Origin of the sequence: Streptomyces sp. CA-142005 (genome assembly GCF_050942335.1) — a bacterium.
GTDB lineage: Bacteria > Actinomycetota > Actinomycetes > Streptomycetales > Streptomycetaceae > Streptomyces.
Genome location: NZ_CP192078.1, coordinates 3,592,930 through 3,613,466 on the forward strand (window position 1 = coordinate 3,592,930; position 20,537 = coordinate 3,613,466).

Sequence of the window (20,537 nt, forward strand, 5' to 3'; positions counted from 1 at the left end):
CATGAGCCGCACCGTGATCGATCTCGACGACGAGGCGCTGGAGGCCGCGGCCAAGGAACTCGGCACCACGACCAAGCGCGACACCATCAACACCGCCCTGCGGGAGGTTACGGCTCGCTACCGGCGACTGCGCGCGCTGACAGAAGCCCGCGAGCTGGTCGCCGAGGGCGCACTGGACGTGAACGTCCTCCTCGACAAGAGCACATACCGGCCGACCGGCGGGGCCGGTGTCCGTGACGCAGGAGCAGATGCGTGACCGTCGCCGACTACCTGATCGACACCTCCGCCCTCGCCCGCGTCCTGCTCGGCCGGACCACGGCCGAGTGGGACGACAGGATCGGCGCGGGACTCGTCGCCCTGTGCGACATCACCGAACTGGAAGTCCTCTACTCAGCCCGTTCGGCAGTGGATCGGGAGCGCGTGAAGCGCGCGCTGAACGCCCACTACACCTGGTGCCCCGTGCCCGACGGCATCTACCGGCGCGCACGCGTCGTCCAGGAACTGCTCACCGCCAAGGGCGAGCACCGCAGTGCCGGCCCCGTCGACCTGCTGGTCGCCGCTGCCGCGGAAGAGGCGGGGCTGACACTGCTCCACTACGACCGCGACTTCGAGACGATCGCCCGTACGACCGGACAGCCGGTAAGGACGATCGATCTCAAGGACTGACAGACGCCGTCCCGCACGCAGTGAGCGGGCGCCGGGTCCGCCCGCCTTCACAGCCCATGCCGGTCGAGGATGCTCATCAGCTTGCGCCTGCGTTTCAGTTCCGCCCGCAGGCCGACGAGATGTGCGGTGAACGCTTCCTCGGTCCCCAGGGCACGATGGCACTCACGTGCACCCAGCAGCAGCCGTGCCAGATGCTCGTAGGCGCGGTCCCCGGTCGGCTCCTTCGATCGATCGACCAGCCGCAGGTACACGCCGAGCGCCTCGGCCGGACGTGTCCGGCGCGACAGGTCGGCGAGCTGCTCCCACTGCCGGTCGTCGGCGCGGCCGGCGGCCTCCCGCCAGGCGGCGTCCAGGTCGCCGTCGTCGAGCAACGCGTCGATCAGCAGGGGCCCGCCGTGCCGGCCGCCGCGCGCACGACGGGCGTCCTCCTCCAAGGTGGCCAGCGCCGCCGCGCGCTCAGCCTCCCAGCAGTCCGCAGCCCGGGCGGCGGAGCGCAACTGCCGGTAGGCGGCCAGGGACCGCTCGACACGGAACCGGTCCCGCCGCACCGCGACCACGTCGTCCGCCCGTCCCGCCTTCGCGTACCGGGCGCAAACATGGTCGACCAGACGACCGTCGATGTGTGTTTCGGCGGCGCAGTCCCGCAGCCCCCGCTCCGCCCAGGCGAGTGCCTCGTCCGAGCGGCCCGCCGATTCCAGTTCCTCGGCGATGAGCAGATGTGTGGCGCCGGACGGGTCGAGGTCCTGCGCGTGCAGCGCGACCAGCGCGTCGGCATCGCCCTCCGCCTTGAGCAGGCGTTCCATCAGGTACCGCGCCGCCCAGCCGGACGGCCCGCGACGGAATGCCTCGGTCGCCAGCTGCCGCATGCGGGCCAGTCCGCTCTGCCCCAGCACGTCGGCGTAGTCGAGCGGATCCAGGTCCGTCACGTCGGTCCTGTCATCGAGCACCGAGCCGGCCAGCCACTCGGCCAGCCGCTTCGGATCAGGGCGGGCGACTCGGCAGGCCTCCAGATGGGCCTCGGCCACCGCGGCAGCGGCCTGTCCGACCACCCCGTCGGAGTCGTCGATCTCCCCGTACGCCTCCCCCAGCACCCGGAGCGCCTCCTCTGCCAGACCGACCACCTGCGCCGCCTGCCCGTCGGCGGTCAGAGCGCGCAGCGCGGCCGCCGCCTCGTCCACCTGTCGCCCATACCCTGCGGCATCCGCGTACCCGACGTACCCGTACCGAGCGAACGGCCGAGGATCGATGAGCGCGATGATCCGGCCCCGGATCGCACCGAAGTCGGAACGAGCAGCGGCGGCTCGCAGCTCCAAGCGCCGACGCAGTTCCCGGTCCTCGGCGATCTGCTCCCGCACCAGCGCCAGGAGTTCGTCACGCGACAGCGCCGAAAGCCACGCCTCCAGGCCGGAAGCTCGTGCCCGCGCTTCGGCCCGCTGGCTTGGAATCACCGTCGCCCGCTGCAGCACGGTCAGCCCGACCGCAACACAGTGCTTGCAGAAGTTGCTCTCCTGCCCGTACGGGCAGTCGCACCACCCAGAGATCCCCTCGTCGCCGCCGAAGTTGAGCTCCACCTCGTAGACGTCTGTACCGTGCACCACGGCGGTGACCGAACTCTCTCCCACCTCAAGACCGTTCACCGCGTCCAGGTAACCCAGCCCCCGCTCGAACGACCGAGCCCCGGCCAGCTCCCGCAGATCGTCCTCGCCGAACCCCACAACGTTCCGTGCCACACCGGCTATTCAACCGCGGAGCGGCACATCAGGGAGCCCAAAGACCCCGGTCGCCCCGGATCGGTGGGACACCACCGTCGCCGGCTTGCCTCGGTGACGCTCTCCCGCCCCGTCGACCCCGACACGCGGGCGCCTCGCACTCCGGCTCTGAAACCCCGCGTCCCCTGCGCGTCCCCTGGCCCTGCTTCCGTGGCGACCTGCTGCCTCTGCAGCCACTGCATCACCGCAGGTCACAGCCCCAGCAGCAACTGCTGACCCAGACGCACGCCGAAATAACACCCAACGGGTTCACTCCGTCGGGTCAGAGTCCGAATCCGGCAGCCCCAAAGCGCATTTCCGCAGGTCAGAACGTTTCTCTGACCTGCACTTGGTGGGGCGGGTGGGACTCGAACCCACGGCCGACGGATTATGAGTCCGCTGCTCTAACCGGCTGAGCTACCGCCCCATAGCGGCGTGTCGCGTACAAGTGTGCGCGCCGTCTGCCGCAGCATAGCCGCTCATACGATCTCCTGCTTCAGGATGGTCGGCTTCTGCGCTGCTCATGACCTTGAGGACAGCGCCGCAGGCACGGCGGTTCCCCGGGGCATGAAAAAGGACCCCCAAGGGGTCCTCGTTCATCGCGCTCCCCCGACTGGACTCGAACCAGTAACCTGCCGGTTAACAGCCGGCTGCTCTGCCAATTGAGCTACGGAGGACCGAAGCTCCCCCGACTGGACTCGAACCAGTAACCTGCCGGTTAACAGCCGGCTGCTCTGCCAATTGAGCTACGGAGGATCGCCTCGTTTGCATCGAACGTACCTCCCCGGGTATTCGCCAGGGGGCGCTCGCTCGCTGCGACACATACATTAGCGCAAGCAGGGGGGTGGTCCGCCAATCGGTTCGCCCCGGCGCCCACGTCGGACCGCAGACCTAGGCAAGGGAAGGGTGGCAGCCATGCGCTACCGGCTCACGTTCGTCGCCGGACTGGCCCTCGGTTACGTACTCGGTACGAGGGCCGGACGCGAGCGCTACGAGCAGCTGAAGAAGTCCGCTCGGCGGATCGCGCAGAACCCGGCCGTCCGCAACACGGCCGAGACCGCCGCCCAGCAGGGCCGCCAGTACGCCGGCAAGGCCTTCCACACGGTCAGCGACCGGGTCGGCGACCGGGTCCCGGAGACGGTGGCCCAGCGGGTGCGTTCCCTTCGGGAGCGGAACCTGAACGGCACGCCCGAGGACGACTGGGGCTCCAGCAACACGTAGGCGTGCGCGCATCCCCACCCCCTTGGGCGCCCCGGGCCACCGCATCCACAGGAATGCTGCAAAATTCAGGGCATGGGGATAGTCGCCGGCTTGGACAGCTCACCGGACTTCACGCGCATCGTGGTCTGCGATTCGGACACCGGTGCCGTACTGCGGCAGGGGTACGCCCCGCATCCAGTGGAGGGCCGGCCCAGCGACGTGGACCCGCAGGCGTGGCTGCTCTCCCTCGGTGAGGCGGCCGGCGGCGGCCTCCTGGAGGGTGTGCAGGCCATCGGCGTGTCGGCCCAGCAGAACGCGCTGGTCCCGCTGGACGCCCAGGGCAACACCGTGCGCCCGGCGCTGGTCGGCGGCGACAAGCGGGCGCAGGTCGCGGCGGCGGATCTCGCCGACGCCCTCGGCGGCCGGGAGGCCTGGGCGCAGGCCGTCGGCTGCGTACCGGCCGCCGCGCAGCCGGTCACCAAGCTGCGCTGGCTCGCCAAGAGCGAGCCGGAGAACGCCCGCCGCACGGCCGTACTGCTCCAGGCGCACGACTGGCTGGTCTGGCAGTTGCTCGGACGGCCGGTCAGAAGGACCACCGATCGCGGTGGGGCGTCCGGTACCGGGTACTGGTCGGCGGCCACCGGCGCCTACCGGCCCGACCTGGTCGAGCTGGCGCTCGGCCATCAGGCGATGCTGCCGGAGGTGATCGGCCCGTCGGACGCGGCCGGCACGACCCCGGAGGGGCTGCTGATCTCCGCCGGGACCGGGGAGACCATGGCCGCCGCGTTCGGGCTCGGGATCGGTCTGGGGGACGCCGTCGTCTCCCTCGGTGCCTCCGGGTCCGTGATGGCCGTGCACCCCGAGGCCCTCGCCGACCAGTCCGGGATGATCACCTCGCTCGCCGACGCCACCGGCATGCACCTGCCGGTCGTGACCACCCTGAACGCCGTGCGGACCCTGCGCGGGACCGCCGAACTCCTCGGGCTGCCGGACCTGGAGAGCCTGTCCGAGCTGGCGATGAAGTCCACGCCCGGCGCGCACGGACTGGTCCTGCTCCCCTACCTGGAGGGTGAGCGGACGCCGAATCTGCCGCACACCGCCGGGACGATCGCGGGCCTCAGGCGCGAGTCGATGAAGCCCGAGCATCTGGCGCGGGCCGCGTTCGAGGGCATGCTGTGCGGGCTCGGCGACGCGCTGGACGTGCTGCGCGGGCGGGGCGTGGACGTGCGGCGGATCTTCCTGCTCGGCCCGGCCGCCGAGCTGCCCGCCGTGCAGGCCTCGGCGCCCTCGCTGTTCGGCGCGCAGGTCGTCGTACCGCAGCCCGCGGACTACGCGGCGATCGGCGCGGCCCGGCAGGCGGCCTGGGCGCTCGGTGTGTCGCAGGGCGCGCTCGATCCGCGTACCCCGCCGGCCTGGCAGGGCGCGGCGGCACAGGTGCTGGAGCCGGGCGACGAACTGCCCGTGGGCCAGGCGGTGCGGCAGCAGTTCACGGCGGTACGGGAGCAGACCCACCCGGGGGCGTTCCGCGTGTGAGATGTAGGGCCGGCGGCCGAGGCACCGTCGGTCCTTGGTCCGCTGTCGGGTTAATCGGTTGAGGTAACGCGGGTGGAGTGTCCGACGATAGGGGCCAAGGGCAACCGACCAGCCCCCACCCGCCGACTCCGAGAGACGCAACGTGCTCATACGACTTCTGCGGACCTATCTCAGGCCCTACAGGAAACCCATCGCCCTCCTGGTGCTGCTGCAGTTCCTCCAGACCTGCGCCACCCTCTACCTGCCCACGCTGAACGCGCACATCATCGACAACGGTGTCGTGAAGGGGGACACGGACTACATCCTGTCCTTCGGCGCCCTGATGATCGGCATCTCGCTCGCGCAGGTCGTCTGCAACATCGGCGCCGTGTACTTCGGCGCGCGGACCGCCTCCGCGCTCGGCCGGGACGTGCGCGGTGCCGTCTTCGACCGCGTGCAGTCCTTCTCCGCGCGCGAGGTGGGCCACTTCGGGGCGCCCTCGCTCATCACGCGTACGACGAACGACGTACAGCAGGTCCAGATGCTGGCCCTGATGACGTTCACGCTGATGGTGTCGGCGCCCATCATGTGCGTGGGCGGCATCGTGCTGGCGCTCGGCCTGGACGTGCCGCTGTCCGGGGTGCTCGTCGCCGTCGTGCCGGTGCTGGCGATCTGCGTGACGCTCATCGTGCGCCGGCTGCGCCCGCTGTTCCGGTCGATGCAGGTCCGCCTGGACACGGTGAACCGGGTGCTGCGCGAGCAGATCACCGGCAACCGGGTGATCCGCGCCTTCGTGCGCGACGAGTACGAGCAGGGCCGGTTCGGGAAGGCCAACGGCGATCTCACCGAGATGCAGCTGGCCACCGGCCGGATGCTCGCGCTGATGTTCCCGATGGTCATGACGGTGGTGAACCTGTCGTCCATCGCGGTGGTGTGGTTCGGCGCGCACCGCATCGACAGCGGCGGGATGCAGATCGGCGACCTGACCGCCTTCCTCGCCTATCTGATGCAGATCGTCATGTCCGTGATGATGGCGACCTTCATGTTCATGATGGTGCCGCGCGCGGAGGTGTGCGCCGAGCGCATCGACGAGGTCCTCGGGACCGACTCCAGCGTGGTGCCGCCCCTCGCGCCGGTCACCGAGCTGCGCCGGCACGGCCACCTGGAGATCCGGGGCGGGGGCTTCCGCTATCCGGGTGCCGAGGAGCCGGTGCTGAAGTCCATCGACCTGGTGGCCCGGCCCGGTGAGGTGACGGCCGTGATCGGCTCCACCGGCAGCGGCAAGTCGACGCTGCTCGGGCTGGTCCCGCGGCTGTTCGACGCCACCGAGGGCGAGGTGCTCGTCGACGGCGTGGACGTCCAGGAGGTCGACCCGCGGCTGCTGGCGAAGACGGTCGGACTGGTGCCGCAGAAGCCGTACCTGTTCGCGGGGACGGTCGCCACCAACCTGCGCTACGGCAACCCGGACGCCACCGACGAGGAGCTGTGGCACGCGCTTCAGGTGGCGCAGGCCAAGGAGTTCGTGAGCAAGCTGGAGGGCGGCCTCGACGCGCCGATCGCGCAGGGCGGCACGAACGTCTCCGGCGGCCAGCGCCAGCGGCTCGCCATCGCCCGCACCCTGGTGCAGCGACCGGAGATCTACCTCTTCGACGACTCCTTCTCCGCGCTCGACTACGCCACCGACGCGGCCCTGCGCAGCGCGCTCGCCCGCGAGACCGCCGAGGCGACCGTCGTCATCGTCGCCCAGCGGGTGGCGACCATCCGGGACGCGGACCGGATCATCGTGCTGGACGAGGGCCGGGTCGTCGGCTCCGGCCGGCACCACGAGCTGATGGCGGGCAACGAGACCTACCGGGAGATCGTGCTCTCCCAGCTGACGGAAGCGGAGGCTGCCTGATGGCCGGGCCCATGGGACGCATGATGGCCGGGGGCGGCCCCGACCAGCGCTCGATGGACTTCAAGGGGTCGGGCAAACGGCTCGTCTCCCTTTTCAGACCGGAACGGGTCACGATCTACGGCCTGCTGCTGTGCGTGGTCGTCAGCGTGACCCTCAGCGTGATCGGCCCGAAGATCCTCGGCAGGGCCACCGACCTGGTCTTCGCCGGCATCATCGGCCGGCAGATGCCGGCCGGGGCCACCAAGGAGCAGGTCCTCGACCGGATGCGGGCCCATGGCCAGGGCTCCATCGCGGACATGCTGAAGAGCACCGACTTCACTCCCGGCAAGGGCATCGACTTCGGTGCCGTAGGGAACGTCCTGCTGCTCGCGCTGTGCACGTTCATGGTCGCCGGCCTGCTGATGGCGGTGGCCACCCGGCTGGTCAACCGGGCCGTGAACCGCACGATGTACCGCATGCGCGAGTCCGTGCAGACGAAGCTGTCGCGGCTGCCGCTGTCGTACTTCGACAAGCGCCAGCGCGGCGAGGTGCTCTCCCGGGCGACCAACGACATCGACAACATCGGGCAGACGCTCCAGCAGTCGATGGGGCAGCTGATCAACTCGCTGCTGACCATCATCGGCGTGCTCGTGATGATGTTCTACGTCTCCTGGATCCTGGCGCTGGTCGCCCTGGTCACCGTGCCGCTGTCGTTCCTGGTGGCCACCCGGGTCGGCAAGCGCTCGCAGCCGCACTTCGTGCAGCAGTGGCGCTCCACCGGCAAGCTGAACGCGCACGTCGAGGAGATGTACACCGGGCACACCCTGGTGAAGGTGTTCGGCCGGCAGGAGGAGTCGGCGCAGCAGTTCGCCGAGCAGAACGAGGCGCTGTACGAGGCCGCGTTCAAGGCGCAGTTCAACAGCGGTGTCATGCAGCCGCTGATGATGTTCGTGTCGAACCTGAACTACGTGCTGGTGGCGGTGGTCGGTGGCCTCCGCGTCGCCTCGGGTGCCCTGTCCATCGGTGACGTCCAGGCCTTCATCCAGTACTCGCGGCAGTTCTCGATGCCGCTGACGCAGGTCGCGTCGATGGCGAACCTGGTGCAGTCCGGTGTCGCCTCGGCCGAGCGGATCTTCGAACTCCTGGACGCGGAGGAGCAGGTGGCGGATCCGGTGCCGGGCGAGCGGCCCGCGGAACTGCGCGGCCGGGTGCGGCTGGAGCACGTGTCCTTCCGGTACGACCCGGAGAAGCCGCTGATCGAGGACCTCTCGCTCACGGTGGAGCCCGGTCACACGGTCGCGATCGTCGGCCCGACGGGCGCGGGCAAGACCACGCTGGTCAACCTGCTGATGCGGTTCTACGACGTGTCGGGCGGCCGGATCACCCTCGACGGGGTCGACATCCGGAAGATGTCCCGGGACGAACTCCGGTCCGGGATCGGCATGGTGCTGCAGGACACCTGGCTGTTCGGCGGCACGATCGCGGAGAACATCGCGTACGGGGCGTCCAGGGAGGTCACCCGCGGGGAGATCGAGGAGGCGGCACGGGCGGCGCACGCCGACCGGTTCATCCGCACCCTCCCCGACGGGTACGACACCGTGATCGACGACGAGGGCACGGGCGTCAGCGCGGGTGAGAAGCAGCTCATCACCATCGCGCGGGCCTTCCTGTCCGACCCGACGATCCTGGTGCTGGACGAGGCGACGAGTTCGGTCGACACCCGGACCGAGGTGCTGATCCAGAAGGCGATGGCGAAGCTGGCCGCGGGACGGACGTCGTTCGTGATCGCGCACCGGCTGTCGACGATCCGCGACGCGGACACGATTCTCGTCATGGAGAACGGGTCGATCGTGGAACAGGGCGCGCACGCCGAACTGTTGGCGGCCGACGGTGCGTACGCCCGGCTGTACAAGGCCCAGTTCGCGCAGGCCGTGGCCGAGGTGGACTAGGCACGGGGGGCCGCCGTCCGGCGGCCCCCTCTCAGTCCAGGTAGCCCCTGAGCTGGTCCGCGAAGGCGTGGTCCCGGAGCTTGTTGAGGGTCTTGGACTCGATCTGCCGTATCCGCTCCCGGGTCACCCCGAACAGCCGGCCTATCTCCTCCAGCGTGCGGGGGCGGCCGTCGATGAGGCCGTAGCGGAGCTGGACGACCTTGCGCTCCCGCTCACCGAGGGTGGACAGCACGGCCTCCAGGTGCTGCCGGAGCAGCAGGAAAGCCGCGGACTCCACCGGGCTCGCCGCGTCGCCGTCCTCGATCAGGTCGCCGAGGGCCACGTCGTCCTCCTCGCCGACCGGGGCGTGCAGCGAGACCGGTTCCTGGGCCAGGCGCAGCACCTCGGAGACCCGCTCGGGCGGCAGGTCGAGGTGCGCGGCGACCTCCTCGGGCGTCGGCTCGTAGCCCCGCTCCTGGAGCATGCGGCGCTGCACCCGGACGACCCGGTTGATCAGCTCCACCACGTGCACCGGTACGCGGATGGTGCGGGCCTGGTCGGCGAGGGCCCGGGACATGGCCTGGCGGATCCACCAGGTGGCGTACGTCGAGAACTTGTAGCCGCGGGCGTAGTCGAACTTCTCCACCGCCCGGATCAGCCCGAGGTTGCCCTCCTGGACCAGGTCGAGCATGGTCAGCCCGCGTCCGACGTACCGCTTGGCGACGGAGACCACGAGCCGCAGATTGGCCTCGATCAGCCGCCGCTTGGCCATCCGGCCCATCACCACGAGCCGGTCCAGATCCAGGGCCAACTGGCTGTCCAGATCAGGGGTGTTGCCCAGCTTCTCCTCGGCGAACAGGCCGGCCTCGACGCGGCGGGCGAGTTCGACCTCCTCGGCGGCGGTGAGCAGCGGGATGCGGCCGATCTCGCGCAGGTACTGGCGGAACAGGTCGGCCGAGGGGCCACTGGTGTCGGCCCGGGCCGCGACCGGTGGCTCGACGGGCTCGGCGGCCTCCAGCGGTTCGCCGTCCTCCTCGGGCTCGTCCACGAGCGCCTCCGCCGGTGGTTCCGCCGGCTCGGCGGGCACCGCCTCCGGGTGGAGGGCGGAGCGGCTCTGCGGGGGCACGGCCACGAGGACGTCCAGCTCTGCGTCCGGCTCGTCCGCGGTCGTGCCGGTGGTACTGGTGGCACTGGCGGCGCTGTCGGTCTGGGTGAGGGTCTGGGTCTGCACGGGGGCGACCTCCAGGATGATCGCTGCTGAAGGTGTGCGGCAGCGGTACTTCGGGAGCGGAGAGTCGACGGCCTGCGCACCGAGGACTCGGGCACCGGACCCAGTGTGGAGTACGACACATCCCCGCCACGAGGGGCTTGCGGTGACTTTTTGCGTCCGGTTCGTGACCGGACGGTGATCGGCGCAGGAAAACCGGGGGCCGTGTCCGGCCTTGATCTGGGAGGATTCCCGGGTGTCCGGACTTCTGTACGAAAGCCATGTCACCGTCCGCTGCGCCGACCCCGCCGAGACGGAGCGGCTGCGCGGCTGGGCGGACGCGGCCGGGCTGAAGCTGACGCACATCGTGCTGGCCCGCGGGCGGATGCGGGAGCAGCCGATGCTGACCCTGGCCGGTTCGGCCTCGTACACCGAGCAGTCGGCGCGGGCGGACCGGACGGTGGCGGCGCTGCGCTCGGCGGGTTTCACTCCGGTCCGGGTGAAGACGGAGTCGGTGCCGTGGGCGCCGGAGGTGCCCGACGGGCCGTGCGGGGGCGCGCACTATTTCGAGCACCATGTGAAGCTCCTGCTGGACGCCGGCACGGACCTCGCCGCACTGGCCGCGCGGGTCGTCCCGCACGGCGCGCACCTGTCGTGGAACGCGCGCCGGGTGCGCGAGGGCGGACGGCACGAGCGGTTCGTGACGCAGCGCTGCCGGGGCGTGCGCGACGCGGAGGCCGAGGAGGCGCTGCGGCGGCTGCTCGCGGAGCTGGACGGGCTCGACGTGCTGGGCGTGGAACGGGAGTTCGTGCTGTACGACAGCGACGAGTCGGTGGACGACGGATGGATCGAGGAGCCGGTGGTTCAGGGGGTGCGGGGATGAGCGGGACGCGGCGGGAACGGCCGACCGGGGATGCGCCCCGGACACTGATCTGGATACCCGGCGACGACGTGACCCAGCGCCACGTCTTCGAACCGGCCCTCAAGCAGTACCCCAACGCCTACCGCGCCGCCGACCCCGTCTTCACCGATCCGGCACGCGGCGAGGCCTGGCGTACGGCCCGGCGGCGGGCGCTGCACCTGGTCCTGGCCGCGATCGCCGACTCGGAGTGGGCGGACGCGCTGGTGCTGCGCGGCAGCCTGCTGATGTCATTGTGGTTCGGGGAGGCGGCCCGCGAGCCCGGTGACCTGGACTTCGTCGTCGTACCGGCGGACTGGGGAATCGAGGAGGCGCGCACGAACCGGATGATCCGGGGGATTGCGGAGGCCGCGCAGGCCTGCGGGGGTGAGGTCGGCTTCTCGGCGCGGGACGCGGTCGTGGAGGACATCTGGACCTACGAGCGCGTCCCCGGCCGCCGCATGGTCCTGCCCTGGTCGGCGCCCGGACTGCCCGGCGGGCACGTGCAGCTGGACTTCGTCTTCAACGAGGCGCTGCCCGAGCCGCCCGAGCCGGTCGAACTGCCCGGCGGCACCGTGCTGTCGGCCGCTTCGCCCGCGCTGTCGCTGGCCTGGAAGCTGATGTGGCTGATCGACGACATCCATCCGCAGGGCAAGGACCTCTACGACGCCGTGCTGCTGGCCGAATCCCACCCGCTCCCCCACGACCTGCTGCTGCGGGTGTTCGAGCTCTCGGGCGGCGACGGCTCGACCGGCACCCTGCACGAGGTGGCACAGGCCGCGCGGTACGTGGAGTGGGACCACTTCGTCACGGAGTACCCGCAGTTCGCCCACCGCGCGGACGAGTTCGCGAAGCGCCTGGTGCGGGCGGTGACACCGACCTTCGCGGGCCGCTAGAGCGCCTCCGCCCCCCGCTCCCGCAACGCCTGGTCGTACTGCTGCAGCACCCACATCTCGTTCTGCACGGCGGCCAGCCGGGCGGGGTCGCCGCCGGTGGCGAGGCGGGTCAGCTGGGACTGGATGTCGTGGATGCGGCGCTCGACGGCGCGGCGGCGGATCTGGACCAGGACCGTACCGGCGTAGGTCTCGTCGACCGTGCGGCGCAGGATCGGCTCGACGGCCAGCTCGGTGACCATCGCGCGGACGGTGTCGTCCGGGGCCGCCTCCCGGACCCTGACCAGGTACTCCTGCGGGTCGGACACGCCGTACTCGGCGCCGCCCGCCTCCGCGATCGCCTGGCGCACGGCCGCGTACGGCGGCGCGGTGAACTCGTCCACGCCGTAGGCGTCGAAGGCCGGGGAGACCAGCTCGGGGCGCTGGAGGGCGAGTTTGAGCAGTTCGCGTTCGGCGGCGTAGACGGGGTTGCGCAGGGTGAGGGCCGGGCCGCTGCTCGCCGGGCGCGGCGCCGCCGCCCACTGCTGGTCGGCCGGGCGGGAACGGCCCTGCTGCTGCGAGCCCTTGCCCTCCCGGGCCCAGCGGGCCAGCTGGGCCACGCGCCGGACCACGAACTGGGTGTCGAGGATGCCGAGCATGCCGGCCAGCTCGACGGCGACCTCATGCTGAGCGCCGCTGTTCTTGATGCGGGCGACGATCGGCGCGGCCTCGTCCAGCGCCGCCGCGCGGCCGGCCGGCGTGTCCAGGTCGTAGCGGCTCACGATCTGGCGGAGCGCGAACTCGAACAGGGGAGTTCGCGGTTCGGCCAGGTCCGCCACCGCCTCGTCACCCTTGGCCAGGCGCAGCTCGCAGGGGTCCATGCCGTCGGGCGCGATGGCGATGTAGGTCTCGGCGGCGAACTTCTGGTCGTCCTCGAAGGCGCGCAGGGCCGCCTTCTGGCCGGCCGCGTCGCCGTCGAAGGTGAAGATCACGCGTGCGCTGCCGTTGTCCATCAGCAGCCGGCGGAGGATCTTGATGTGCTCGCCGCCGAAGGCCGTGCCGCAGGTCGCGATCGCGGTCGTCACTCCGGCGAGGTGGCAGGCCATGACGTCGGTGTAGCCCTCGACCACGACCGCTCGGCTGCTCTTGGCGATGTCCTTTTTCGCCAGGTCGATGCCGTACAGCACCTGGCTCTTCCGGTAGATCGCCGTGTCGGGCGTGTTCAGGTATTTCGGGCCGTTGTCCGCCTCGTACAGTTTGCGGGCGCCGAAGCCGACGACCTCGCCGCCGATGTCGCGGATGGGCCACATCAGACGGCCCCGGAACCGGTCGATGGGGCCGCGGCGGCCCTCCTGCGACAGCCCGGAGAGGATCAGCTCCTTGTCGGTGAATCCCTTGCCGCGCAGGTAGCGGGTGAGGTGATCCCAGCCCTGGGGGCTGTAGCCGACGCCGAAGTGGACGGCGGCGGCCTGGTCGAAGCCGCGCTCGGCGAGGAAGACCCGGCCGGTCTCGGCCTCGGGGCTGGTGGCGAGCTGCTCCGCGTACCACTGCGCGGCGATCTTGTGTGCCTCGACCAGGCGGATGCGCTCGCCGCGCTGGTGGGCGGGGTTGTACCCGCCCTCCTCGTAACGCAGGGTGATGCCGGCCTGGGCGGCGAGCCGCTCCACCGCCTCCGAGAAGGAGAGGTGGTCCACCTTCATCACGAAGGTGATGGTGTCGCCGCCCTCCTGGCAGCCGAAGCAGTGGAAGAGCCCCTTGCTGGGGCTGACCTGGAAGGACGGCGACTTCTCGTCGTGGAACGGGCACAGGCCCTTGAGGTTGCCGCCGCCCGCGTTGCGAAGCTGGAGGTACTCGGAGACCACGGCGTCGATCGGGACCGCGTCCCGTACCGCCTTCACGTCCTCGTCGTTGATCCGTCCTGCCACGCGTGAATTCTACGGGGGTGCCGTGACAGTCCCGGTCCTCAGGAGGTGAGGCTGTCCAGCGGCACGTGCGGGTCGGCCAGGGCCTCCGTGTCCACCTGGGCCTTGGCCCGGATCAGCTTCTGGATCTGCTCTGTGACATCCCACACGTTCACGTTCATCCCGGCCAGCACGCGTCCCTCCTTCACCCAGAACGCGATGAACTCGCGCTTTCCGGCGTCGCCCCGGATCACCACCTGGTCGTACGACCCGGCCGGCGCCCATCCGCTGTACTCCATGCCCAGGTCGTACTGGTCGGTGAAGAAGTAGGGCACACGGTCGTACGTCACGTCCTGGCCCAGCATCGCGCGGGCCGCCGCCGGGCCGCCGTTCAGCGCGTTCGCCCAGTGCTCGACCCGCATCCAGGTGTCGAACAGGCCGAGGGGGAAGTTCGCCACGTCGCCGGCCGCGTAGATGTCCGGGTCGGAGGTGCGCAGCCGCTCGTCGACGACGATGCCGCCGCCGTGCGTCCGGTCGGCGATCTCCAGGCCGGCCGCCTCCGCGAGGCCGACCCGGGGCGCCGCCCCGATCGCGGCCAGGACGTCGTGCGCCGGGTGCTCCTCGCCGTCGTCGGTGCGGGCCGCGAGGACCATGCCGTCCTGGCCGACGATCTCGGTGAGCTGCCGCCCGAAGTGGAAGCGGACGCCGTGCTCGCGGTGCAGTTCCGCGAAGACCCCGCCCAGCTCGGGGCCGAGCACGCCGTGCAGCGGGGTCGGCGCCGGTTCGATCACCGTGACCTCCGCGCCGTACTCACGGGCCGCCGCCGCGACCTCCAGGCCGATCCAGCCGGCGCCCGCGATCACGATGTGCCCGTTGTCCCGGCCGAGCGAGCTCAGCACGCCCTTGAGCCGCTCGGCGTGCGCGAGCCGGCGCAGATGGTGCACGCCCGCCAGGTCGGTGCCCGGGATGTCCAGGCGGCGGGGTTCGGCACCGGTGACCAGCAGCAGCTTGTCGTAGCGCACGAGGGTGCCGTCGTCGCCGAAGCGGACCGTCTTCGCGCCGCGGTCGATGCGGTCCACGAACTGGCCGAGGTGCAGCTCGATGTCGTTCTGCGCGTACCAGGCCGGTTCGTGCACGAAGACGCTGTCGCGCTCCTCCTTGCCGAGCAGATACCCCTTGGACAGCGGCGGTCGCTCGTAGGGGTGGTCGCGCTCGTCACTGATCAGTATCACCCGGCCGGTGAAGCCCTCCGCCCGGAGCGTCTCGGCCGCCTTCGCGCCGGCGAGTCCGCCCCCGACGATGACGAATGTCTGATCCGCGTCGACCACTTGATGCCTCCTCGTAAGGGTGCCGCCACATGCGAGCGTCCCGCACCGCGCGTGCTGCGGGAAGAGGGAGTGACCCGATCAGGCCACGGACGGTCATGTTCCTCTCACATATGCCCCGTAAGTCTCGCGTGCAGCGAGCGCGCGGAGGCGTCGGTGAGGGAGGCGATCTGGTCGACGATCACCCGCTTGCGTGCGTGGTCGTCGCCTGCCCCGTCGAACAGTGCCCGAAACTGGGGATCCAGCCCGTCCGGCGCGCGGGCCGTGAGCGCCTCCGCCAGTTCCGCCACGACGACCCGCTGGTCCGCGCGCAGCCGCTCCTGCTCGGCGCGCTGCATCACGTAGCGGTCCGCGACCGCCTTCAGCACCGCGCACTCCATGCGGGCCTCGCGGGGTACGACGAGCTCGGCGTCGTACCGGGTGAGCCGGCCGGTGCCGTACGCGGCGCGGGTGGCGCCCTCGGCGGCCAGGCAGAACCGGCCGATGAGCTGGCTGGTGGCGTCCTTCAGCCGGGCCTGGGCGACCGCCGTGCCGTCGTAGCCATGCGGCCACCACTCCTCGTCCTGGAGCCGGTCGAGGGCGGCGGAGAGTTCGGCCGGGTCGGTACCGGCCGGGACGTACCGGCCGATGGCGACCATGAACACCGCCTGCCGCTCGGGCTCGGCGTGCAGGCAGTTGGGGTCGATGTGGCCGGCGTGCAGGCCGTCCTCGACGTCGTGCACCGAGTACGCCACGTCGTCCGACCAGTCCATGACCTGGGCCTCGAAGCAGGTGCGGGTGCCGGGGGCGTGCGCCCGGACCCAGTCGAACACCGGGCGGTCGTCCTCGTAGACACCGAACTTCCTCGACGCAGGGTCGGTGGGGTGGGCTCCGCGCGGCCAGGGGTACTTGGTGGCGGCGTCGAGGGTGGCGCGGGTGAGGTTGAGGCCGACCGAGCGGTCCTCGGTGAACCGTTTGGGCTCGATGCGGGTGAGGAGCCTGAGGGACTGGGCGTTGCCCTCGAAGCCGCCGCAGTCGTCGGCGAAGGCGTTCAGGGCCTGTTCGCCGTTGTGGCCGAAGGGCGGGTGGCCGAGGTCATGGGCCAGGCAGGCGGCCTCCACCAGGTCGGGGTCACAGCCGAGGGCCGCGCCGAGCTCCCGGCCCACCTGGGCGCATTCGAGTGAGTGGGTGAGCCTTGTCCTGGGGCTGGCGTCCCAGGCGCTGGCGCTGCGCTCGCCCGGCGTGACGACCTGTGTCTTGCCGGCGAGGCGCCGCAGGGCCGCACTGTGCAGGATGCGGGCGCGGTCGCGTTGGAAGGCGGTGCGGCCGGGGCGTTTGTCCGGCTCGGGGGCCCAACGCTCCGCTGAGGTCGGGTCGTAGGTTCCGTTGGGTGTGCCTTCCATGATTCGACAGTAAGCGTCGGCAGTGACAAAAGGGTGTTGGCGGTGCGCCCAATCGTCTGCCGGGGTGTGTCGTTCGGCGGTGCGGGTGCGGGTGCATGCCCCGCGGGTTTCCTCAAGCCGAAGCCAGTTCCGCCTGCCTGGTCACCCGTGCCTGGTCGTACCGGTGCAGGATCAGCCGGGCCATCGCCGGGTGGGCGCCCAGAGGAGCCGAGGCTGTCCACGGTGCTCGGTCCGCGCACTGCGTCGCGAAACGTCCCGGAGCCGTGAAGTACGAGGCGATCGCCACCCGGTGCCGGCCCCTCGCGGCCAGGGCCCGTACCGCCGTCGGGACGGTCGGGGTCGCCGCGGAGGCGTAGGCCGGGACGACCGGCACCCCCAGCCGATCCGCGAGGAGGCGGGCCGTGCGGCGGGTGTCGGTGGCCGAGTCGGGGTCGCGGGAACCGGCGGCGGCCAGGACGACCGCGCTCGCACGGCGCGTGGCCGGGTCCATGGCCGTGGGCCAGCCGGCCTCGACCAGGCGGTCGTAGAGGGTCTCCACCAGCAGCGGGTGCGGGCCGAGCGGGGCGGCCAGGCGGGTGGGGCCCGGGGCGGCGGCGGCCATCTCGGGGATGTCCTGCTTGACGTGGTAGCCGCGGGAGAGGAGCAGCGGGACGAGGACGGCGGAGGTGTCGCCGAGCGCGGCGAGCGTGTCCGGGAGCAGGGGCTCGTTCAGCTCGATGTGGCCGAGGTGGACGGGGAGGGCGGGGCGCAGTTCGCGCACCCGGTCCGCCAGCGTCCGTACGGTATCCAGCGCGCGCGGGTCGCGGCTGCCGTGGGCGACCAGGACGAGGGCGGGCGGGGCCGTGCGGCGGTGGCCGAGCGGCGAGACCAGCCGGAGCCGGCCGGCGAGCTGGCTGCTGATGCTCTCCATGAGGTGCGCCGTGCTGTCGAGGTGGACGCGGGACTCGGACCGGGGAGGATGCGACGCCGTCATGAAAGGATCCTGACGGCGCCAGGTTGCGTGGCCGTTGCCGGGCCGTCACGACCGTTTTCCGCCCCTTCACGTCGTACGGATGCCCGATGTGAGGCGAACCGGACGGCCGCCGGTGACGTCCTCCATGGTCGGAACCGGTCGGAGCCGATCCCTGGGGGGCCGTATGAAGATCCGTCGACCGCGGCTGCCGCGCACCCGCACGGGGCAGCGGCGGCTGGTGCAGGCCGTGATGGCCGGGTGTGTGCTGGCGCTGCTGCCGGCGACCTGGCTGTTCGTGTCCACGGCGGACCGGCTGCGCACGACGGCCGACGCCCCGCGGACGCAGGTCGCCATGGTGTTCGGCGCCGGGCTGTGGAACGGGGAGCCGTCGCCGTATCTCGCGCACCGGCTGGACGCGGCGGCGAAGCTGTACCGGGCGGGGCGGGTCGAGGTCGTCCTCGTGACCGGGGACAACAGCCGCAAGGACTACGACGAGCCCGACGCGATGCGCGCCTACCTCAGGAAGCACGGGGTGCCGGACCAGCGGATCGTCAGCGACTACGCCGGGTTCGACACCTGGGACTCCTGTGTACGGGCCAGGAGGATCTTCGGCGTGGACCGGGCCGTGCTGATCAGCCAGGGGTTCCACATCCGCCGGGCGGTGGCGCTGTGCGAGGCGGCGGGGGTGGACTCGTACGGGGTCGGGGTCGACGCCAAGCACGATGTGACCTGGTACTACGGCGGGACGCGCGAGGTGTTCGCGGCGGGCAAGGCGGTGCTGGACGCGGTGTTCCACCCGGATCCGACGTTCCTCGGGCCGAGGGAGAACGGGGTCGCCAGGGCGCTGGCGGGGGCGCGGGGCTGACAGGGACCTCACCGCGTCACCGGCCCTGCGGGGAGGTCGCCGTGCCGGGCGTGTAACGGGAAGCGGTCGGGGCCGTAACACGCCTGACGCACCCTGGCGGCATGGAACCGATCGCCTCGACGCCCACCCACTGCCCGTACTGCGCCCTGCAGTGCGGGATGAACGTCACGCCCCTGCCGCAGGGGGGCGTCGAGGTGACCGAACGGACGGACTTCCCGGTGAACCGGGGCGCGCTGTGCGGCAAGGGCCGTACGGCGGCCGAGGTGCTGTCGCCGGCGGTGCGGCTGACCTCGCCGCTGGTGCGGTCCGGGGGCCGGCTGGTCGAGGCGGGCTGGGCCGAGGCCCTGGACCGGATCGCCGAGCGGCTCGGGAGCGTACGGCGGGAGTACGGCGCCGACGCGCTGGGCGTGTTCGGCGGGGGCGGGCTGACGAACGAGAAGGCGTACGCGCTGGGGAAGTTCGCCCGGGTCGCGCTCGGCACCTCGCAGATCGACTACAACGGCCGGTTCTGCATGTCGTCGGCCGCGGCGGCGGGCACGAAGGCGTTCGGGCTCGACCGTGGCCTGCCCTTCCCCCTCGAGGACATCCCGAAGACCGGGTGCGTGATCCTGGTCGGCTCCAATCTCGCCGAGACCATGCCGCCGTCCCTGCGCTTCTTCACGGAACTGCGGGAGAACGGCGGCACGTTGATCGTCGTCGACCCGCGCCGCACGAGGACGGCCGAGCAGGCGGACCTGCACCTGGCCCCCCGCCCGGGCACCGATCTCGCCCTGGCCCTCGGCCTGTTGCACCTGGTGGTGGCCGAGGGCCGTACGGACGAGGAGTACATCCGGGAGCGGACCACCGGCTGGGAGCAGGCCCGAGCGGCGGCGATGGCGCACTGGCCGGAGCAGGTGGAACGGATCACGGGGGTGTCCGTTCCCCAACTCCGGGAAGCAGTACGGCTTTTCTGCGAGCCGGAGTCGGCGATGGTGCTCACCGCCCGCGGGCCCGAGCAGCAGTCCAAGGGCACGGACACGGTGGGCGCGTGGATCAACCTGTGCCTGGCGACCGGGCGGGCGGGACGGCCGTTGAGCGGTTACGGCTGCCTGACCGGGCAGGGCAACGGGCAGGGCGGCCGCGAACACGGCCAGAAGGCCGACCAGCTGCCCGGCTACCGCAAGCTGGACGACCCGCAGGCGCGGGCGCATGTGGCCGGAGTGTGGGGCGTCGACCCGGACGCGCTTCCCGGCCCCGGACGCAGCGCGTACGAGCTGCTCGACGCCCTGGGTACGGACATCAGGGCGCTGCTGCTGATGGGCTCCAACCCGGTGGTGTCGGCGCCGCGCGCGGCCCATGTCGAAGAACGCCTCAAGTCCCTCGACTTCCTGGCCGTCTGTGACGTCGTGCTGTCGGAGACGGCCGAGCTGGCGGACGTGGTCCTGCCGGTGACGCAGTGGGCGGAGGAGACGGGCACGACGACCAGCCTGGAGGGCAGGGTCCTGCTGCGCCGCCAGGCGGTCACCCCGCCGCCCGGGGTCCGCAGCGACCTGTACGTCCTGCACGAGCTGGCGGCCCGCCTCGGCGTGGAGAAGGGCTTCCCGACCGACCCCGAGGAGGTCTTCGAGGAACTGCGCCGGGCGAGCGCGGGCGGCCCGGCCGACTACTCGGGGATCAGCTACGGGCGGCTGGCGGAGGAGAACGGGGTGTTCTGGCCGTGCCCGCAGCCGGCCGAGGACACCACGGCCGAAGCCCACCCGGGCACCCCCCGCCTCTTCCTGGACCGCTTCGCCACGCAGGACGGCCGGGCCCGGTTCGTCGCCGTGGCGCACCGGGCCACGGCGGAGGAACCGGACGCCGACTACCCGCTGCTGCTGACCACCGGCCGGGTGGTGTCCCAGTACCAGTCGGGGGCGCAGACGCGACGGGTCGCCGAGCTGAACGCCGCCGCTCCCGGCCCCTTCGTGGAGCTCCACCCCCGACTCGCGGCCCGTATCGGCGCGACCGAGGGGGATCCGGTGACCGTGACCTCCCGCCGGGGCCGGGCGACCGCCCCCGCCCGGATCACGTCCGCCATCCGCCCCGACACCGTCTTCATGCCCTTCCACTGGCCCGGTGAGGGCCGCGCCAACACCCTGACCAACCCGGCCCTCGACCCGACGTCACGGATGCCGGAGTTCAAGTCGTGCGCGGTGCGGGTGGAGGTCGTAGGGCCACGGCAGTAGC

General features: G+C 71.5%; 15 protein-coding genes, 3 tRNA genes and 1 pseudogene. 10 read left to right on the top strand and 9 right to left on the bottom strand.

Annotation, left to right across the window (positions count from 1 at the left end; genetic code table 11):
• The first annotated feature begins 1 nt into the window (after position 1).
• Positions 2-256 (top strand): type II toxin-antitoxin system VapB family antitoxin, encoded by a 255-nt coding sequence (locus ACQPXS_RS16995; RefSeq protein WP_433450136.1) that lies wholly within the window; start codon positions 2-4, stop codon positions 254-256.
• Complete coding sequence (locus ACQPXS_RS17000) at positions 253-666, top strand: PIN domain nuclease (protein ID WP_433450138.1); 414 nt, start codon at positions 253-255, stop codon at positions 664-666. Before ACQPXS_RS16995 ends, ACQPXS_RS17000 begins: the two co-directional genes overlap by 4 nt.
• 47 nt (positions 667-713) lie before the next feature.
• Here the strand turns inward: ACQPXS_RS17000 and ACQPXS_RS17005 are convergent, their stop codons facing one another.
• From ACQPXS_RS17005 to ACQPXS_RS17020, 4 genes are all read right to left on the bottom strand, one after another.
• Positions 714-2,396: an SWIM zinc finger family protein gene (locus ACQPXS_RS17005; protein ID WP_433450139.1), complete on the bottom strand. Its 1,683-nt coding sequence runs from the start codon at positions 2,394-2,396 to the stop codon at positions 714-716.
• A gap of 368 nt (positions 2,397-2,764) precedes the next feature.
• Positions 2,765-2,841: transfer RNA gene (locus ACQPXS_RS17010), tRNA-Ile, on the bottom strand.
• Between the two features lie 177 nt (positions 2,842-3,018).
• Positions 3,019-3,091: transfer RNA gene (locus ACQPXS_RS17015), tRNA-Asn, on the bottom strand.
• Between the two features lie 6 nt (positions 3,092-3,097).
• Positions 3,098-3,170 (bottom strand) — tRNA-Asn (locus tag ACQPXS_RS17020).
• Positions 3,171-3,329: 159 nt separating this feature from the next.
• Between ACQPXS_RS17020 and ACQPXS_RS17025 the strand changes: the two genes are divergently transcribed.
• The 4 genes from ACQPXS_RS17025 to ACQPXS_RS17040 all read left to right on the top strand — a co-directional run bounded on the left by ACQPXS_RS17025 (position 3,330) and on the right by ACQPXS_RS17040 (position 8,951).
• Entirely contained in the window at positions 3,330-3,635 is a 306-nt protein-coding gene (locus tag ACQPXS_RS17025) for a YtxH domain-containing protein (RefSeq protein ID WP_433450141.1), read from the top strand.
• 72 nt (positions 3,636-3,707) lie between these two features.
• Entirely contained in the window at positions 3,708-5,147 is a 1,440-nt protein-coding gene (locus ACQPXS_RS17030; RefSeq protein ID WP_433450143.1) for an FGGY family carbohydrate kinase, read from the top strand.
• Positions 5,148-5,289: 142 nt separating this feature from the next.
• Entirely contained in the window at positions 5,290-7,023 is a 1,734-nt protein-coding gene (locus ACQPXS_RS17035) for an ABC transporter ATP-binding protein (protein ID WP_351798022.1), read from the top strand.
• Positions 7,023-8,951, top strand: coding sequence for an ABC transporter ATP-binding protein (locus ACQPXS_RS17040; protein ID WP_433450144.1), 1,929 nt, complete (start codon positions 7,023-7,025; stop codon positions 8,949-8,951). The genes ACQPXS_RS17035 and ACQPXS_RS17040 overlap by 1 nt, the downstream gene beginning before the upstream one ends.
• Before the next feature lie 31 nt (positions 8,952-8,982).
• Here ACQPXS_RS17040 and ACQPXS_RS17045 read toward each other — a convergent pair.
• Positions 8,983-10,282: pseudogene (locus ACQPXS_RS17045) on the bottom strand (RNA polymerase sigma factor).
• Between the two features lie 111 nt (positions 10,283-10,393).
• On the opposite strand from ACQPXS_RS17045, the gene ACQPXS_RS17050 reads away from it, so the two are divergent.
• Together ACQPXS_RS17050 and ACQPXS_RS17055 are read left to right on the top strand one after the other, a co-directional pair.
• Positions 10,394-11,020 carry a hypothetical protein gene (locus tag ACQPXS_RS17050; protein WP_433450145.1) on the top strand — a complete coding sequence of 209 codons (627 nt, stop codon included), beginning with the start codon at positions 10,394-10,396 and terminating at the stop codon, positions 11,018-11,020.
• Positions 11,017-11,931 carry a nucleotidyl transferase AbiEii/AbiGii toxin family protein gene (locus tag ACQPXS_RS17055; RefSeq protein ID WP_433450146.1) on the top strand — a complete coding sequence of 305 codons (915 nt, stop codon included), beginning with the start codon at positions 11,017-11,019 and terminating at the stop codon, positions 11,929-11,931. Before ACQPXS_RS17050 ends, ACQPXS_RS17055 begins: the two co-directional genes overlap by 4 nt.
• Here the strand turns inward: ACQPXS_RS17055 and dnaG are convergent.
• From dnaG to ACQPXS_RS17075, 4 genes are all read right to left on the bottom strand, one after another.
• The gene (dnaG, locus tag ACQPXS_RS17060; protein WP_356302801.1) at positions 11,928-13,832 is read right to left on the bottom strand and encodes a DNA primase; all 1,905 of its coding nucleotides are present in this window, start codon (positions 13,830-13,832) and stop codon (positions 11,928-11,930) included. The two genes, ACQPXS_RS17055 and dnaG, sit on opposite strands and share 4 nt — an antisense overlap.
• 38 nt (positions 13,833-13,870) lie before the next feature.
• The gene (locus tag ACQPXS_RS17065; RefSeq protein ID WP_433450148.1) at positions 13,871-15,136 is read right to left on the bottom strand and encodes an NAD(P)/FAD-dependent oxidoreductase; all 1,266 of its coding nucleotides are present in this window, start codon (positions 15,134-15,136) and stop codon (positions 13,871-13,873) included.
• A 104-nt stretch (positions 15,137-15,240) separates the two neighbouring features.
• Positions 15,241-16,515 (bottom strand): deoxyguanosinetriphosphate triphosphohydrolase, encoded by a 1,275-nt coding sequence (locus ACQPXS_RS17070; protein WP_433450149.1) that lies wholly within the window; start codon positions 16,513-16,515, stop codon positions 15,241-15,243.
• Positions 16,516-16,627: 112 nt separating this feature from the next.
• Positions 16,628-17,488, bottom strand: coding sequence for a sirohydrochlorin chelatase (locus ACQPXS_RS17075; RefSeq protein WP_433450150.1), 861 nt, complete (start codon positions 17,486-17,488; stop codon positions 16,628-16,630).
• A 163-nt stretch (positions 17,489-17,651) separates the two neighbouring features.
• Between ACQPXS_RS17075 and ACQPXS_RS17080 the strand changes: the two genes are divergently transcribed.
• Together ACQPXS_RS17080 and ACQPXS_RS17085 are read left to right on the top strand one after the other, a co-directional pair.
• A complete protein-coding gene (locus ACQPXS_RS17080; RefSeq protein ID WP_433450151.1) occupies positions 17,652-18,332 on the top strand; it encodes a SanA/YdcF family protein in 681 nt (226 codons plus the stop codon).
• 101 nt (positions 18,333-18,433) lie between these two features.
• On the top strand, positions 18,434-20,536 hold the full coding sequence (locus ACQPXS_RS17085) for a molybdopterin oxidoreductase family protein (protein WP_433450153.1): 2,103 nt from the start codon (positions 18,434-18,436) through the stop codon (positions 20,534-20,536).
• Position 20,537: the final 1 nt, after the last annotated feature.